This window comes from Hydrogenophaga sp. GW101-3F08 (assembly GCF_059424585.1).
Map to the genome: position 1 here is coordinate 483,596 of NZ_JBWKZP010000001.1, position 14,564 is coordinate 498,159.

Consider the following 14,564-nt stretch of genomic DNA (forward strand, 5'->3'; position numbering starts at 1 on the left):
GGTTCAGACCTCTGAGCGGGCTCAGAAGTTGTATTGCAGGCCCACGCCGAAGTAGTCCAGATTGCCCCAGCCGGCGTTGTTCACGCGACGCTTGAAGGTGTGGTCGGCATCAAAACGAACCGACAGATTTTCCGTCAGGCCGTAGGTGGCGCCAAAGCCGATCAGGGGACGGGTCTGGCTGTCCGAGTGGGAGGCGCCAGCCGCCTGGGTCCAATGCGTGCCTTTGGAACTGCTGTGCTTCACGTTGGCCACACCGGCCTTGGCGAACAGGCGCAGATCGTCGGTCACGTTCGCGCCCACGGTCACGCGTGCACCGAAGACCCGTGTGGAGAGCGCGTTCACATAGCCATTCGCCGCGGGGTACTCCAGGCTCTTGCCACCCTGGTAGAACACCTCGGCGCCCAGCAAGTCGTTGAACTGCAGACCCGCGCCCAGCTGGAGGCCGGTTTCGGTGCCACTGGCACCCACGCTGTGGGCCGGATTGTTCTCGAGGTGGATCACGCTGTCGTGCACCGAGCCGACCGTGCCAAACACGTACGGCGTCATGCGCGCGGCGGGTGACGCGGCCTGAGCGGGTCCGGCCACCGGCGCAGCAGCGACCGGTGCAGGCGAGGGAGCGGGCGCGGCCGCTACCGGTGCGGCCACCGGTGCCGGAGCGGGAACGGGCACCGCGCGGGGCACGACGTCCGAGAAGCGGTTGTCGCACTGGGCCATGGTGGCGCGCACGCCCTCGCCCGACTTGTTCAGGTACTGGTTGACGGGCATGTCCGGGCTGTAGGGCACGAACTTGCCCTGCAACGGTTTGGCGACGCCGTTGCGGCCATTTTTGCGGCCCACGCCCACATCACAAGCGCCGAGCCGGTACTGGGGTCCCAGATCGGCCAAGCGCGCGGTGCGCACAGCGGTCTCGCCCTTGCGGCGCAACGGGCTCATCTTGGTGCTGGGCTGGTAGAACTTGGCGGTTCCCGCCTGAACGGCCGCATCGCACTCGGCAGCGGTGTCGTAGCCGACGTTGCCGTTCTTGTCAGAGACTTGGCCCGCGTGGGCATGAAACGTAAAGAGAGTGCCACCCAACAGGAGCAAAAGTGGCTTGAGGGAATTCCTGAGCATGTTGTTATCCAAAAACAGAGTGAAAACGGCAAATTGTCCGCAAGCGCCTCGGGGAAAACCCCAGGTTTTGCGCACAGCGCCCGATTGTCACGAAGACACGCAGCGACAAGCCCATGAATCGGGGAAAAAAAGAGTTCAGCGTGTTGGCTGTGTCATTCCGGTCACAGAGTCGCGCCAGAAGCGTCCGGTGCGAGCGCGGCGGCAACCCGCGGCTACAGCAGCACGATGTCGTACTGCTCCTGCGTCATGGACCCTTCGGCCTGCAGCGAAATCGGCTTGCCGATGAAGTCGCTCAGGCCGGCCAGATGCTGGCTCTCTTCGTCCAGGAACAGCTCGACCACCTGGGGGGCAGCCACCACACGGAACTCGCGCGGGTTGAAGGCCCGCGCCTCGCGCAGGATCTCGCGCAGGATGTCGTAGCAGACGCTGCGCGCGGTCTTGACCACGCCTTTGCCACTGCAGGCCGCGCAGGGTTCGCTGAGCATCTGCGCCAGCGACTCGCGCGTGCGCTTGCGCGTCATCTCCACCAGACCGAGTTGCGAAAAACCGCCGATCATGGTCTTCACACGGTCGCGCGCGAGCTGTTTGCGGAACTCGGTGAGCACGGCCTCGCGGTGGTCCTCGCGCACCATGTCGATGAAATCCACGATGACGATGCCTCCCAGGTTGCGCAGGCGCAACTGGCGCGCGATCGTCTGGGCGGCTTCGAGATTGGTGCGAAACACCGTGTCGTCGAAATTGCGCGCACCCACAAACCCCCCGGTGTTCACGTCCACCGTGGTCAGCGCCTCGGTCTGGTCGATCACCAGGTAGCCACCGGACTTCAGGTCCACCCGGCGGCTGAGCGCGCGCACGATGTCTTCGTCGATGTTGAACAGGTCAAAAATCGGGCGCTCGCCACTGTAGTGCTGCAGCTTGCTCACCGTGTCGGGCATGAACTCGGCGGCAAAGGCCTGCAGCAGGCCATGCTGTTCGCGCGAATCGATGCGGATCGACTGCGTCTGCGCGCTCACGAGGTCCCGCAGCACGCGCTGCATCAGGTTCAGGTCTTCGTGCAGCAGCGTGGCGGGCGGCTGGCGCGTGGACGCCTCCTTGATGCGCAACCAGGTCTTGCGCAGATAGGCGGTGTCTTCGATCAGTTCTTCGTCGGTCGCGTCCTCGGCATTGGTGCGCAGGATGAAGCCGCCGGCCGCGCTGCCGTCGGACGTGGCGGTCAGCCGCACCAGGCGTTGGCGCAGCGCTTCACGCTGGGCCGGCGGAATCTTCTGCGACACGCCAATGTGGTTGTCCTGCGGCAGGAACACCAGCAGCCGCCCCGCAATGCTCATCTGCGCCGTCAGGCGCGCGCCCTTGGTGCCGATCGGATCCTTGAGCACCTGCACCATGAGCGCCTGGCCTTCAAAGATCTGCCGTTCGATCGGCAACACCGGATCGGGCGTGAGCACACGGGCGTTGCCGCCGTTCGGCGCAGGCTGGGCCGACGCCTCGTTCGTGGGCGCGGCCTGGCCACGCTCACGCGGCGCGGCGTGTTTGGCCGCGATGTTGGGCATGAGGTCGGCCACGTGCAGGAACGCGGCGCGGTCCAGACCGATGTCGATGAAAGCCGACTGCATGCCCGGCAACACCCGCGAGACCTTGCCCAGGTAGATGTTGCCCACCAGGCCGCGCTCCAGCGTACGCTCCAGATGCACTTCCTGCACCGCGCCCTGCTCCACCACCGCCACACGGGTTTCCTGGGGCGCCCAATTGATCAAAATGTCCTGGCTCATGGAATCGCTTGTCTCGGTTGTGATCGGATCGGCGGCTCAGACCAGCCGCACGCCAGCGGCGCCCAGCACCTGCGCCGTCTCGTGCGCGGGCAGGCCCATGATGCCCGAATAACTGCCGCTGATGTGGTGCGTCCACAGCGCAGCGCGCCCCTGGATCGCATACGCGCCGGCCTTGCCCAGCGGCTCGCCGCTGTCGGCGTAGCGCCGGATCTGCGCAGGCGTGAGCGCATCGAAACTCACCCACGAGGTGGACAGTGCGCTCCATCGCCGCGCACCCCGCGCACCGGGCTTGCCCACCGCCACCGCCGTGAGCACCCGGTGGCGACGGCCCGCCAGATCGGCCAGCATGCGGCAGGCCTCGGCCGCATCGGCCGGCTTGCCCAGGATGCGCCGGCCCAGCGCCACCGTGGTGTCGGCGCAGAGCACCGGCGCGGGCGGCAGGCTGCGGCGTTGGAGCCTGGCCAGAGAAGCCTCCAGTTTGAGACCGGTCACCCGCTGCACATAGGCCGCAGGCGCCTCGCCGGGGAGCAGCGCTTCGAGTGCCTCCACGTCTTCGTCGGCATCGGGCAGCAGCAGTTCGCAGCGCACGCCCCACTGTTCGAGCAGTTGCAGGCGTCGCGGACTCTGGGAGGCAAGGTAGATGAAATCGGACATATGAAAACCAAGACCTGTGGATCAACGCAGAAGGAGGTGCCGCCACCGGATCGCAGGGGGACGCCCCCTCCGCGACCCGCGCGGCGATGAGGCGTAGGGAACGGAATTCACTCTCGGTGGTAAGGGTGGTTGGCATTGACCGACCACGCCCGGTACAGCTGCTCGATCAGCAGCACCCGCACCATCGCGTGGGGCAAGGTCAGGTCGGACAGGCGAATGCGCTGGTGCGCAGACGCCCGGAACGCCGGTTCCAGGCCGTCGGGTCCGCCGATCACCAGGGCCACGTCGTCTCCCTCCAGCTGCCATTGCTGCAACTGCTGGGCCAGCGCCTTGGTCGTGAGCGCCGTGCCGCGCTCGTCGAGCACCACCACGCGGCAACCGCGCGGAAGGACCGCCTGGATGCGCTCGCGCTCGGCCGCCAGCAGCGTCTCCACGGTTTTGGAGCCGCGCGGTTCGGTCTTGACGGTCTTGATTTCCACCCGCAGTTCGGGCGGAAAGCGTTTGGCGTAGTCGTCGTAGGCGGTCTGGGCCCAGTCGGGCATGCGCTGCCCGACCGCGACGATCACCAGCTTCATGCCTTTTTCTTGGGTGCCGCTTTGGCCGCGGTCTTGGCGGCAGGCGCCCGCTTCACCGCAGGTTTGGTGGCCGATTTGGCGGCCGGACGCGTCGCGCTCTTGGGCTTGACCACCACGGTCTTCAGCGGGGTCTTGGCGGGTGCGGCGCTGGTGGCCGTCTTGCGACTCGCGGGCTTCGTGGCCATCTTGACCGCGGCTTTGCCGGTCGCCCGCGTGGCCGTCTTTGCACCGGCCTTGGCTGGCGCGGCGGCCACGGCGGCAGAAGCCGCCTTGGCGGCCTTGCGCGCCACCGACTTGGCGTCGATCGGCTTGACCTCCTTGGCGGCGACTTTCTTCGTGGCCTTGGCCGCCGTCTTGGTGGCTGGCTTGGCTTCGGCCGCCTTTTCAGCGCCGTGCTTCAGGCGCACCGGCTTGGAGCCCCAGATTTCTTCCAGGCGGTAGTACTGCCGGATCACGGGCTGCATCACATGCGCCACGGCGGCGCCGCAATCCACGATGATCCACTCGCCGTTGTCTTCGCCCTCGATGCGCGGTTTGTCGAAACCGGCCTCGCGCACAGCGTCGCGCACGCTGGCGGCCAGCGCCTTGGTCTGCCGGTTGGATGTGCCGCTGGCGACGATCACGCGCTCGAACAGGGGGGAGAGATGTTCCGTGTTAAAGACCACGATGTCCTGACCCTTGACGTCCTCAAGCCCATCGACAATGGCGCGCTGGAGTTTCTGGATGTCTTTTTTGCCGGTGGTTTCGCTGGTCATGAAGGATTCTGATAAAGGTGATGGAGTGAAATATAGCTTGCGACGGCCTCGGGCACCAGAACCTGCAGCGAGTCACTGCGGCTGATGGTCTGCCCCAGATGGGCACGCACGGCGGTGGCGCTGATGTTTTTCAACGGCATGTCCAGCCGCTGAAATGGCAGGTCAACGCCGGAAAGATCCGTTTCCTGTTGCGGGTCGAGCGTGGCGTCGGCGCCGATGTTGGTGGCGCGGTTGGCCACGGCCAGCGTGGCCTGCGCCAGCACCTCGGGCCAGCGCACCCAGCTTTTGAAGGCCAGCAACTGGTCGGCCCCCAGCACCAGGAACAACTCTGCGCCCGGGTACTCGGTGGCCAGTTCTTTCAGGGTGTCGGCGGTGTAGCTCGGGCCGGCGCGGTGGATCTCCCGTTCGTCGATGCGGGTGTTGGGCAGGTCGCCAAAGGCCAGCCGACACATGTTCACCCGGTGTTGGGCCGGCGACAGCACGCGTGCCTTGTGCCAGGCCTGACCCGTGGGCAGGATGTGCAGCACGTCGAGCCCGAGCTGGCTCAACGCCACGTCGGCCAAGGCCCGATGCGCCCAGTGGGGTGGATCGAACGCACCGCCGAACATGCCCACACGCTGGGGCCTCGTGGCCATGGCGCTTGCCGGGGCCATCAGAGCCAGTCCTTGCGCACCAGGAATTCCTTGTACAGCCGGTCTTCCGGTGTGCCTTTTTTGCTCTTGCGGTTGTAGGCCCAGCTCACCAATGGTGGCATGGACAACAGGATGGACTCGCTGCGCCCGCCCGACTGCAGGCCGAAATGGGTTCCCCGGTCCCAGACCAGGTTGAACTCCACGTAGCGTCCGCGACGGTACAGCTGGAAGTTGCGCTCGCGCTCGCCGTAAGGCATGTTCTTGCGCCGGTCCACGATGGGCAGGTAGGCATCGAGAAACGCGTCACCCACCGAGGCCGTCATGGCAAAGCTGCCGGCAAACCCCAGCTCGGAGAAATCGTCGTAGAACACGCCGCCGATGCCGCGTTGCTCATCGCGGTGCTTGAGATAAAAATACTCGTCGCACCAGGTCTTGAACCGCGGGTACTTGTCCACCCCGAACGGGTCGAGCGCGGTCTTGCAGCTGCGGTGGAAATGCACCGCGTCTTCCTCGAAACCATAGTAGGGCGTGAGGTCCATGCCGCCGCCGAACCAGCACACCGGAGCGCCGTCCCGGGGGGTGGCGGCGATCATGCGCACGTTCATGTGCACCGTGGGCACATAAGGGTTGCGAGGGTGGAACACCAGCGACACGCCCATGGCCTCGAACGGCGCGCCCGACAGCTCGGGCCGGTGCTGCGTGGCCGAGGGCGGCAGGCGCGGGCCTTTCACATGCGAGAAACCGCAGCCGGCGCGCTCGAACACCGCACCATCCTCCAGGATCTGCGTGATGCCCTGCCCTTGCAGCGGTTCACCAGGCGCCTTCTTCCACTTGTCCACCAGGAAACGGCCGCCATCGATCATGGCCACGGTGGATGTGATGCGCTCCTGCAGGTCTGTCAGGTAGTCGCGAACCTCTTGCGTCTGTTGGCTCATGCGGGTGTCCGGGTGTGCGGAAATCGGGTCGCCCCGGCCAGGCGCGGCATCACACCGCGCGGTAACCGATGTCGCGGCGGAACTGCATGCCGTCAAAGCGGATGCGGTCGATCGCGTCGTAGGCCTTGCGCTGGGCGCTGGCCACGGTGTCGCCAAGGGCTGTGACACACAGCACCCGGCCACCCGAGGTCACCACCTCCCCGCTGGACGCGCAGGTACCGGCGTGGAACACCATGAGATCGGCCGCATCCACCGGCAGGCCGGTGATGGCATCGCCCTTGCGCGGGCTCAGGGGATAACCCGCAGCCGCCAGCACCACGCCCAGCGCCACGCGCGGGTCCCACTCCAAAGCCACCCGATCGAGCTCGCCGCGCGTGGCGGCCAGCAACACCTGCGCCAGGTTGCTCTTGAGGCGCATCATGATCGGCTGGGTTTCCGGGTCGCCCATGCGGCAGTTGAACTCCAGGGTCTTCACACGGCCGTCGGGCGTGATCATCAGACCGGCATACAGGAAGCCGGTATAGGGAATGCCGTCGGCCGCCATGCCGCGCAGCGTCGGCAGGATCACCTCGTTCATGGCGCGGTCGTGCACCTCGGGCGTGACCACCGGCGCGGGCGAATACGCACCCATGCCCCCGGTGTTCGGGCCCTGATCCGCGTCCAGCAGCCGCTTGTGGTCCTGGCTGGTGGCCAGCGCCAGGGCATTCACGCCGTCGCACAAGACGATGAAGCTGGCTTCTTCTCCTTCGAGGAACTCTTCGATCACCACGCGCGCGCCACCTTCGTTGTGCGCCACGCCCAGCGTGTTGTCCACCAACATGAAGTCGATCGCCTCGTGCGCTTCGGGCAGCGACATGGCCACCACCACGCCCTTGCCCGCTGCCAGGCCATCGGCCTTGATCACGATCGGCGCGCCCTTGGCGTCCACGTAGGCATGGGCCTGCACCGGGTCGGTGAAGGTCTGGTACTCGGCCGTGGGGATGCCGTGGCGCTGCATGAAGGCCTTGGAGAAGGCCTTGGAGCTTTCCAGCTGAGCGGCGGCCTTCGTGGGGCCGAAGATCGACAGGCCATGGGCACGGAACTCGTCCACCACGCCCGCGGCCAGCGGGGCTTCAGGGCCGACCACCGTGAGCGCGACGCCGTTGGCCTGCGCCCATTCGCGCAGCGCCACCTTGTCGGTGATCGCCAGATTGACCAACTGTGGGTCGCGCGCCGTGCCGGCGTTGCCGGGCGCCACGAAGACCTGGCTCACGCCCTCGGACTGTTTCAGTTTCCACGCCAGCGCGTGCTCGCGGCCACCGCCGCCAATCACCAGAACTTTCAAACCCATCTCCAAAATTCAATCACAGTGTCGAAGCGCAATGCCCCATCGAGAACGCGGCGGAACCGGCTTTGCCGGACCGCACGCGTTGCCCCCTTGAGGGGGTGACGCGCACAGCGCGGCTCGGGGGTGGGTCACAGCTCGGCGTTGTGGAAAACCTCTTGCACATCATCGAGGTCTTCGAGCACATCCAGCAGCTTCTGCATGCGGGCAGCGTCTTCACCGGCGAGGGGAACGGTGTTCTCGGCGCGCATCGTCACCTCGGCCACCTCGGGCTTCAGGCCCGCCGCTTCCAGCGCGTTTTTCACGGCCTCGAAATCCGTGTAGGCGGTCAGCACCTCGATGGCGCCGTCCTCATCGGTGATCACGTCTTCGGCGCCGGCCTCCAGCGCCACTTCCATCACCTGGTCCTCCGAGGTGCCGGGAGCAAAAATGATCTGGCCGCAGTGTTTGAACTGGAACGCCACCGAACCGTCGGTGCCCAGGTTGCCGCCGTACTTGCTGAATGCATGGCGCACTTCGGCCACGGTGCGCACCTTGTTGTCGGTCATGGTGTCGACGATGATGGCGGCACCGCCAATGCCGTAGCCCTCGTAGCGAATTTCTTCCAGCGCCTGGCCCTCCAGGGCGCCCGAGGCCTTGTCCACGTTGTATTTGATGCGGTCGGCCGGCATGTTCGCGGCCTTGGCCTTGTCGATCGCCAGGCGCAGGCGCGGGTTCATCGCCGGGTCGCCGCCGCCGGTGCGGGCGGCCACCGTGATCTCACGGATGACGCGCGTCCAGATCTTTCCCCGCTTTTCGTCCTGACGACCCTTGCGGTGTTGAATATTTGCCCATTTGCTGTGTCCGGCCACGAAAGATTCCTTATCCCCGTTTCGGGTTTGATCTAATAAGCAGTCGATTTTACGTTTTCACCCACCTTGCTCCCGGAAGGACCACCTCCACCATGGCCGAACCGATGCTGATCGCCCAGAACGCCACCACCCAGTGCCACCTGCTGCCGGGTCTGGCCAACCGACACGGCCTCATCACCGGCGCCACCGGCACCGGCAAGACCGTGACCCTGCAGACCCTGGCCGAGCAGTTCTCCAACATCGGTGTGCCGGTGTTCATGGCGGACGTGAAAGGCGACCTCACCGGCATCAGCCAGTTGGGCAGCTTCGGCGAAAAGATCAGTGCCGTGCTCAAGGACCGCGGCATCACCCTGCCCATGAGCCAGACCTGCCCCGCCACGCTGTGGGACGTGTTCGGCGAACAGGGCCACCCGGTGCGGGCCACGGTGAGCGACATGGGGCCGCTGCTGCTGGCGCGCATGCTCAACCTGAACGACACCCAGGCCGGAGTGCTCAACCTGGTGTTCAAGATCGCCGACGACAACGGCCTGCTGCTGCTGGACATGAAAGACCTGCGCACCATGCTGCAGCACGTGGGCGACAACGCCAAGCAGTTCACCACCGAATACGGCAACATCAGCGCGGCCAGCATCGGCGCCATCCAGCGCGGCCTGATGCAGGTCGAGCAGCAAGGCGGCGACAAGTTCTTTGGCGAGCCCATGCTCGACATCAGCGACTTCATGCAGACGGTGGACGGCAAGGGCGTGGTCAACATCCTCGCCGCCGACAAGCTCATGAACGCGCCGCGCCTGTACGCCACCTTCCTGCTGTGGATGCTGTCCGAGCTGTTCGAGCAGTTGCCCGAGATCGGCGATCCGGAAAAGCCCAAGCTGGTGTTCTTCTTCGACGAGGCCCATCTGCTGTTCAACGAGGCACCGAAGGTGCTGATCGAGCGCATCGAGTTGGTGGTGCGCCTCGTGCGATCCAAAGGGGTGGGCGTCTATTTCGTGACGCAGAACCCGCTGGACATTCCCGACAGCGTGCTCGGCCAGCTCGGCAACCGCGTGCAGCACGCGCTGCGCGCCTTCACCCCACGCGACCAGAAGGCCGTGCGGGCAACGGCAGAGACCATGCGCCCCAAGGCCGGCCTGGACATCGAAGCCGCCATCACCGAACTCGCCGTGGGCGAAGCGCTGGTGAGCCTGCTGGATTCCAAGGGCCGTCCCAGCGAAACCGAGCGTGTGTACGTGCTGCCCCCGGGTAGCCAGCTCGGCCCCATCACCGCGCAACAGCGCCAGAGCCTGCTGCAGGGTTCGCTGGTGGCCGGGGTGTACGAAAAAGAAGTGGACCGCGAAAGCGCTCACGAAATCCTGCGTGCCCATGTGGACGCCCGCACCGCCCCGGCGGAGCCCGAGGCAGCCGACGCGCCCAAGACCCCGCGCATTCCAGGCGTGGCGAAACAGCCGGCCGAAGCCGCAGGGAGTGGCGGCATCGGCGGCATGTTGAACGAAGCCCTGTTCGGTCGCACGGGTCCGCGCGGAGGCCAATACGACGGTCTGGTGCAGACCATGGCCAAGACCGCGGCGCGCAGCGTGGCCAGTGGGATTGGTCGGCAGATCGTGCGGGGGGTGTTGGGTGGCCTGTTCGGGGGCAAACGCTGAACCAGCGGACCCCTTCCCATTCCGCGCCCTCTTCGGCTTCCCGCGTGCATCTGTTGAAGGCTCTGCTGTCCGGCCTGCTCGCCTTGGCCGTTCTGGTGCTGGTCGGCGCCCAGTTCGGCTGGTTCAGCGGCCGTCCGCCGTCCGATCTCGGTGTGAAGCAAGGGCGCCTGAAGCCGCCGTCCCTCACGCGCAACAGCGTCTCCAGCCAGGCCGATCTGTATCCGGACCACCCGCAGCGGGCCCACGCGCTCATACAGCCCCTGCCCCTCAAGCATGGCGACGCCACGGCCTCGCTGCGCACGCTGGCCGCCGTGCTGCAAACCCAACCCGGCATCACGCTGGTCGAGCAGCGGCCGGATTACCTCTACGCACAGGCCCAGACGCGCTGGCTCAGGTTCGTGGACGACCTTGAGTTCTGGTTCAACCCGGCGCGGAGCGTGATCGAAGTGCGCAGCGCAAGCCGCCTGGGTCGCGAGGACACCGGCCTGAACCGTCGGCGCATCGAAAACATCCGCGCGGCCTATCTGCGTCAATGAACCCCTGGCGAAGCCGATGCCCCATCGGGGGGCCCGATCAACCCACCTTTCTGGAAGCTTCATGCCTCGAAAAAATGCCCCCTCCCGTGCCGCCATGCTGGTGCTGACCGCGGTGCTCAGCGCCTGCGGCGGCGGCGACTCCGACGACGGCTCGGGTGACGGCACGTCGGCGCTCAGGGTCGCGAGCTGTGGCGGCGAAGGCGGCCCGCTGCGCATCATGCCCCTGGGTGACTCGATCACCCAGGCCGAGGCCGGGCACAACAGTTACCGCCGGGTGCTCTGGCAGCGCCTGAACGCCGCGGGCTGTTCGGTGAATCTGGTGGGCAGCCGCTCTGGCGTCTCCAGCGGCTACCGTGACAGCCCACAAACCAGCGCCCCCAACCCGGATTTCGATCAGGACCACGAAGGCTACTGGGACTACCGGGCCCAGGAACTCGCGCCCCTGGTGTCGGGCAAGGTCGGCAGCGCCCGCCCCGACGTGGTGTTGCTCCACCTGGGCACCAACGACGTGCTCGACGGCCAAAGCGCCGCCGGCATCATCGGAGAGTTGGGAGGCGTGATCGACGCCATCCGGGCCGGCAAGGCCGACACCCACATCGTACTGGCCAAGATCATTCCCGCCGCCCCCGACACGGCGGGAACCGCCGCCCTGAACCGGGGCATCGATGCGTTGGCGGCGTCGCGCAACACCGCGCTTTCACCCATCACCGTGGTGAACCAGGCGGCGGGTTATTCGGTCGCAGACAACTACGACGGTGTGCACCCGAACGCCACCGGTGAGTCCAAACTCGGCAACAAGTGGGCCGACACCGTGCTGGCGTGGCGGACGCATTGACCCATCGATAGCCCGAAAAAAGAAGGCCCGGACATCCGGGCCTTCTTTTTTGTGTACGCCAGGGCGCCCGGCATCAACCCGCTGTGGCTTCCTCCGGCTTGGCCTTGCCTTCTTTCTTCGGCAGCGGCTGGATGTCGAGCTTGACCTCCTGGGTCTCCTTGCCGGCTTCGTCGGTCTTGGTTTCCAGGTCCACCGTGAGCCGCCCACCTTCGGTCAGGCGGCCGAACAGCAGTTCGTCGGCCAGGGCACGACGGATCGTGTCCTGAATCAGCCGCTGCATCGGACGCGCACCCATCAGCGGGTCGAAGCCCTTCTTGGCGAGGTGCTTGCGCAGCGCATCGGTGAAGGTGACTTCCACCTTCTTCTCGGTCAGCTGGCCTTCCAGCTGCAGCAGGAACTTGTCCACCACGCGCATGATGACGTTCTCGTCCAGCGCCTTGAAGCCCACGATGGCGTCCAGGCGGTTGCGGAATTCCGGCGTGAACAGGCGCTTGATGTCGGCCATCTCGTCGCCGGCTTCGCGCGGGTTGGTGAACCCGATCGTGGCCTTGTTCATGGTCTCGGCGCCCGCATTGGTCGTCATGATGACGATCACGTTGCGGAAGTCGGCCTTGCGCCCGTTGTTGTCGGTCAGCGTGCCGTGGTCCATCACCTGCAGCAGCACGTTGAAGATGTCCGGGTGCGCCTTTTCGATTTCGTCGAGCAGCAGCACGCAGTGCGGCTTCTTGGTGATGGCTTCGGTCAGCAGACCGCCCTGGTCAAAGCCCACATAGCCGGGAGGCGCACCGATCAGGCGGCTCACGGCATGGCGCTCCATGTACTCGGACATGTCGAAGCGGATCAGGTCGATGCCCATGATGTAGGCCAGTTGCTTGGCCGCTTCGGTCTTGCCAACGCCGGTGGGGCCGCTGAACAGGAAGGCGCCAATCGGCTTGTCGCTCTTGCCCAGGCCCGAACGCGCCATCTTGACCGAGGATGCCAGCACCTCCAGTGCCTTGTCCTGGCCAAACACCACGCTCTTGAGATCGCGCTCCAGCGTCTGCAGCTTGCCGCGGTCGTCGTTGGACACATTGGCCGGCGGGATGCGCGCGATCTTGGCCACGATCTCTTCGACCTCGGCCTTGCTGATGGTTTTCTTGCGCTTGGACGCCGGCAGGATGCGCTGCGCCGCGCCCGCCTCGTCGATCACGTCGATCGCCTTGTCGGGCAGGTGGCGGTCGTTGATGTACTTGGCGCTCAGCTCGGCCGCCGCCTGCAGCGCCGCCAGAGCGTACTTGACGTTGTGGTGTTCCTCGAAGCGGCTCTTGAGGCCCTTGAGGATGTCCACGGTCTGTTCCACGGTCGGTTCGACCACGTCCACCTTCTGGAAGCGGCGCGAGAGCGCGGCGTCTTTTTCGAAGATGCCGCGGTACTCGGTGAAGGTGGTCGCACCGATGCACTTCATCTGCCCGCTGGAGAGCGCCGGCTTGAGCAGGTTGGACGCGTCCAGCGTGCCGCCCGAGGCCGCACCGGCCCCGATCAGGGTGTGGATTTCGTCGATGAACAGAATCGCGTTGGGCTTGTCCTTGAGCGACTTGAGAACGCCCTTCAGGCGCTGCTCGAAGTCGCCCCGGTACTTGGTGCCGGCCAGCAACGCGCCCATGTCGAGCGAATACACGTTGGACTCGGCCAGGATTTCGGGCACGTCCCCCTGGGTGATGCGCCAGGCCAGCCCCTCGGCGATCGCGGTCTTGCCCACACCGGCCTCGCCCACCAGCAGCGGGTTGTTCTTGCGGCGGCGGCACAGGATCTGGATCACACGCTCGACCTCGTACTCGCGGCCGATCAGCGGATCGATCTTGCCGTCTTTCGCCAACTGGTTGAGGTTCTGGGTGAACTGCTCCAGCGGCGAGGCCTTTTCGTTGCTCTTGGCTTCACCGGCTTCTTCGTTCTCGGCCGCGCTCTCGCCCGACTTGGTGGGCTCGGGCGGATCGCTCTTGCGGATGCCGTGAGCGATGAAGTTGACCACGTCCAGGCGCGTCACGCCCTGCTGGTGCAGGTAGTAGACGGCGTGAGAGTCCTTTTCGCCAAAGATGGCGACCAGCACATTGGCGCCCGTGACTTCCTTCTTGCCGTTGCCGGTGGACTGCACGTGCATGATGGCGCGCTGAATCACGCGCTGGAAACCGAGCGTGGGCTGGGTGTCCACCTCGTCGGTGCCGGCCACCTGCGGGGTGTTGTCCTTGATGAAATTGGCCAGCGACTTGCGCAAGTCGTCGACGTTGGCCGAGCAGGCGCGAAGCACCTCGGCCGCGCTGGGGTTGTCGAGCAACGCGAGCAGCAGGTGCTCGACGGTGATGAATTCGTGTCGCTGTTGCCGAGCCTCGACGAAGGCCATGTGCAAGCTGACTTCAAGTTCCTGGGCAATCATGGTCACTTCCTTTAGGGCTGTGGGTGATAGGAAACGCGGATTTCAGGGTTAGAGATTACGCGGAAGGAGACCATCAGGTGGGGCGTGTTGTTATTTATTCAACCGGTTCACTCAAGCACTGCAACGGGTGACCGGCCGAGCGGGCGGCCTGCAGCACTTGGTCGACCTTGGTGCTGGCCACGTCCCGGGTGTACACGCCGCAGATGCCTTTGCCCTCCAGATGGATCTTGAGCATGATCTGGGTCGCGGTTTCGCGGTCCTTGCTGAAGAACTCCTGGATGACGTGGACAACAAACTCCATGGGCGTGAAGTCGTCGTTGAGCAGCACCACCTGGAACATCTGGGGCGGTTTGACACGCTGGGCGCGGCGCTCGAGCACCACGGAATCATCGCTGCCCACACTGGGCGGGGCAACGGGATTGGGCGGTTTTCTGGGGTTCTGGGTGGCCATGAAATTGATTCTAGCGGTGCACACCCTTCCCCTGTGATCCGAAGGCAAATGAAATCCCCGTGCCCGCTCGCCGCCCCCGCCAAGGGG

General features: G+C 65.7%; 14 protein-coding genes. 3 read left to right on the forward strand and 11 right to left on the reverse strand.

Annotated elements, in window-relative coordinates; genetic code table 11:
• Positions 1–21: 21 nt before the first annotated feature.
• The 9 genes from AC07YZ_RS02495 to AC07YZ_RS02535 all read right to left on the reverse strand — a co-directional run bounded on the left by AC07YZ_RS02495 (position 22) and on the right by AC07YZ_RS02535 (position 8,605).
• Complete coding sequence (locus AC07YZ_RS02495) at positions 22–1,110, reverse strand: outer membrane protein (protein WP_494793579.1); 1,089 nt, start codon at positions 1,108–1,110, stop codon at positions 22–24.
• A gap of 212 nt (positions 1,111–1,322) precedes the next feature.
• A complete protein-coding gene (locus AC07YZ_RS02500; protein WP_494793580.1) occupies positions 1,323–2,879 on the reverse strand; it encodes an Rne/Rng family ribonuclease in 1,557 nt (518 codons plus the stop codon).
• A gap of 36 nt (positions 2,880–2,915) precedes the next feature.
• Complete coding sequence (locus AC07YZ_RS02505; protein WP_494793581.1) at positions 2,916–3,533, reverse strand: Maf family protein; 618 nt, start codon at positions 3,531–3,533, stop codon at positions 2,916–2,918.
• Positions 3,534–3,640: 107 nt separating this feature from the next.
• Positions 3,641–4,108 (reverse strand): 23S rRNA (pseudouridine(1915)-N(3))-methyltransferase RlmH, encoded by a 468-nt coding sequence (rlmH, locus tag AC07YZ_RS02510; RefSeq protein WP_226492886.1) that lies wholly within the window; start codon positions 4,106–4,108, stop codon positions 3,641–3,643.
• A complete protein-coding gene (gene rsfS / locus AC07YZ_RS02515) occupies positions 4,105–4,863 on the reverse strand; it encodes a ribosome silencing factor (protein ID WP_494793582.1) in 759 nt (252 codons plus the stop codon). Before rsfS ends, rlmH begins: the two co-directional genes overlap by 4 nt.
• On the reverse strand, positions 4,860–5,498 hold the full coding sequence (nadD, locus tag AC07YZ_RS02520; protein ID WP_494793583.1) for a nicotinate (nicotinamide) nucleotide adenylyltransferase: 639 nt from the start codon (positions 5,496–5,498) through the stop codon (positions 4,860–4,862). Before nadD ends, rsfS begins: the two co-directional genes overlap by 4 nt.
• A 17-nt stretch (positions 5,499–5,515) precedes the next feature.
• Entirely contained in the window at positions 5,516–6,430 is a 915-nt protein-coding gene (hemF, locus tag AC07YZ_RS02525) for an oxygen-dependent coproporphyrinogen oxidase (RefSeq protein ID WP_494793584.1), read from the reverse strand.
• 49 nt (positions 6,431–6,479) lie between these two features.
• Positions 6,480–7,754: a phosphoribosylamine--glycine ligase gene (gene purD, locus AC07YZ_RS02530; RefSeq protein ID WP_494793585.1), complete on the reverse strand. Its 1,275-nt coding sequence runs from the start codon at positions 7,752–7,754 to the stop codon at positions 6,480–6,482.
• 131 nt (positions 7,755–7,885) lie between these two features.
• Entirely contained in the window at positions 7,886–8,605 is a 720-nt protein-coding gene (locus AC07YZ_RS02535) for a YebC/PmpR family DNA-binding transcriptional regulator (RefSeq protein WP_226492881.1), read from the reverse strand.
• Positions 8,606–8,697: 92 nt separating this feature from the next.
• Here AC07YZ_RS02535 and AC07YZ_RS02540 point away from each other — a divergent pair, with 92 nt between their 5' ends.
• The 3 genes from AC07YZ_RS02540 to AC07YZ_RS02550 all read left to right on the forward strand — a co-directional run bounded on the left by AC07YZ_RS02540 (position 8,698) and on the right by AC07YZ_RS02550 (position 11,616).
• Complete coding sequence (locus AC07YZ_RS02540) at positions 8,698–10,245, forward strand: helicase HerA-like C-terminal domain-containing protein (RefSeq protein WP_494793586.1); 1,548 nt, start codon at positions 8,698–8,700, stop codon at positions 10,243–10,245.
• A gap of 44 nt (positions 10,246–10,289) precedes the next feature.
• Complete coding sequence (locus AC07YZ_RS02545; protein WP_494793587.1) at positions 10,290–10,781, forward strand: DUF1499 domain-containing protein; 492 nt, start codon at positions 10,290–10,292, stop codon at positions 10,779–10,781.
• Positions 10,782–10,842: 61 nt separating this feature from the next.
• Positions 10,843–11,616: an SGNH/GDSL hydrolase family protein gene (locus AC07YZ_RS02550; protein ID WP_494793588.1), complete on the forward strand. Its 774-nt coding sequence runs from the start codon at positions 10,843–10,845 to the stop codon at positions 11,614–11,616.
• A 73-nt stretch (positions 11,617–11,689) separates the two neighbouring features.
• Here the strand turns inward: AC07YZ_RS02550 and clpA are convergent, their stop codons facing one another.
• Both clpA and clpS read right to left on the reverse strand, forming a co-directional pair.
• Positions 11,690–14,026, reverse strand: coding sequence for an ATP-dependent Clp protease ATP-binding subunit ClpA (gene clpA, locus AC07YZ_RS02555; RefSeq protein WP_226492877.1), 2,337 nt, complete (start codon positions 14,024–14,026; stop codon positions 11,690–11,692).
• 94 nt (positions 14,027–14,120) lie between these two features.
• Complete coding sequence (clpS, locus tag AC07YZ_RS02560) at positions 14,121–14,477, reverse strand: ATP-dependent Clp protease adapter ClpS (protein WP_494793589.1); 357 nt, start codon at positions 14,475–14,477, stop codon at positions 14,121–14,123.
• Positions 14,478–14,564: the final 87 nt, after the last annotated feature.

Bases quoted from the DNA above. Each gene is read 5' to 3' on its own strand.
- rlmH (WP_226492886.1), bottom strand. From the start codon at position 4,108: ATGAAGCTGGTGATCGTCGCGGTCGGGCAGCGCATGCCCGACTGGGCC.
- AC07YZ_RS02495 (WP_494793579.1), bottom strand. From the start codon at position 1,110: ATGCTCAGGAATTCCCTCAAGCCACTTTTGCTCCTGTTGGGTGGCACT.
- nadD (WP_494793583.1), bottom strand. From the start codon at position 5,498: ATGGCCACGAGGCCCCAGCGTGTGGGCATGTTCGGCGGTGCGTTCGAT.
- hemF (WP_494793584.1), bottom strand. From the start codon at position 6,430: ATGAGCCAACAGACGCAAGAGGTTCGCGACTACCTGACAGACCTGCAG.
- AC07YZ_RS02500 (WP_494793580.1), bottom strand. From the start codon at position 2,879: ATGAGCCAGGACATTTTGATCAATTGGGCGCCCCAGGAAACCCGTGTG.
- AC07YZ_RS02505 (WP_494793581.1), bottom strand. From the start codon at position 3,533: ATGTCCGATTTCATCTACCTTGCCTCCCAGAGTCCGCGACGCCTGCAA.
- clpS (WP_494793589.1), bottom strand. From the start codon at position 14,477: ATGGCCACCCAGAACCCCAGAAAACCGCCCAATCCCGTTGCCCCGCCC.
- rsfS (WP_494793582.1), bottom strand. From the start codon at position 4,863: ATGACCAGCGAAACCACCGGCAAAAAAGACATCCAGAAACTCCAGCGC.
- AC07YZ_RS02550 (WP_494793588.1), top strand. From the start codon at position 10,843: ATGCCTCGAAAAAATGCCCCCTCCCGTGCCGCCATGCTGGTGCTGACC.
- AC07YZ_RS02540 (WP_494793586.1), top strand. From the start codon at position 8,698: ATGGCCGAACCGATGCTGATCGCCCAGAACGCCACCACCCAGTGCCAC.
- clpA (WP_226492877.1), bottom strand. From the start codon at position 14,026: ATGATTGCCCAGGAACTTGAAGTCAGCTTGCACATGGCCTTCGTCGAG.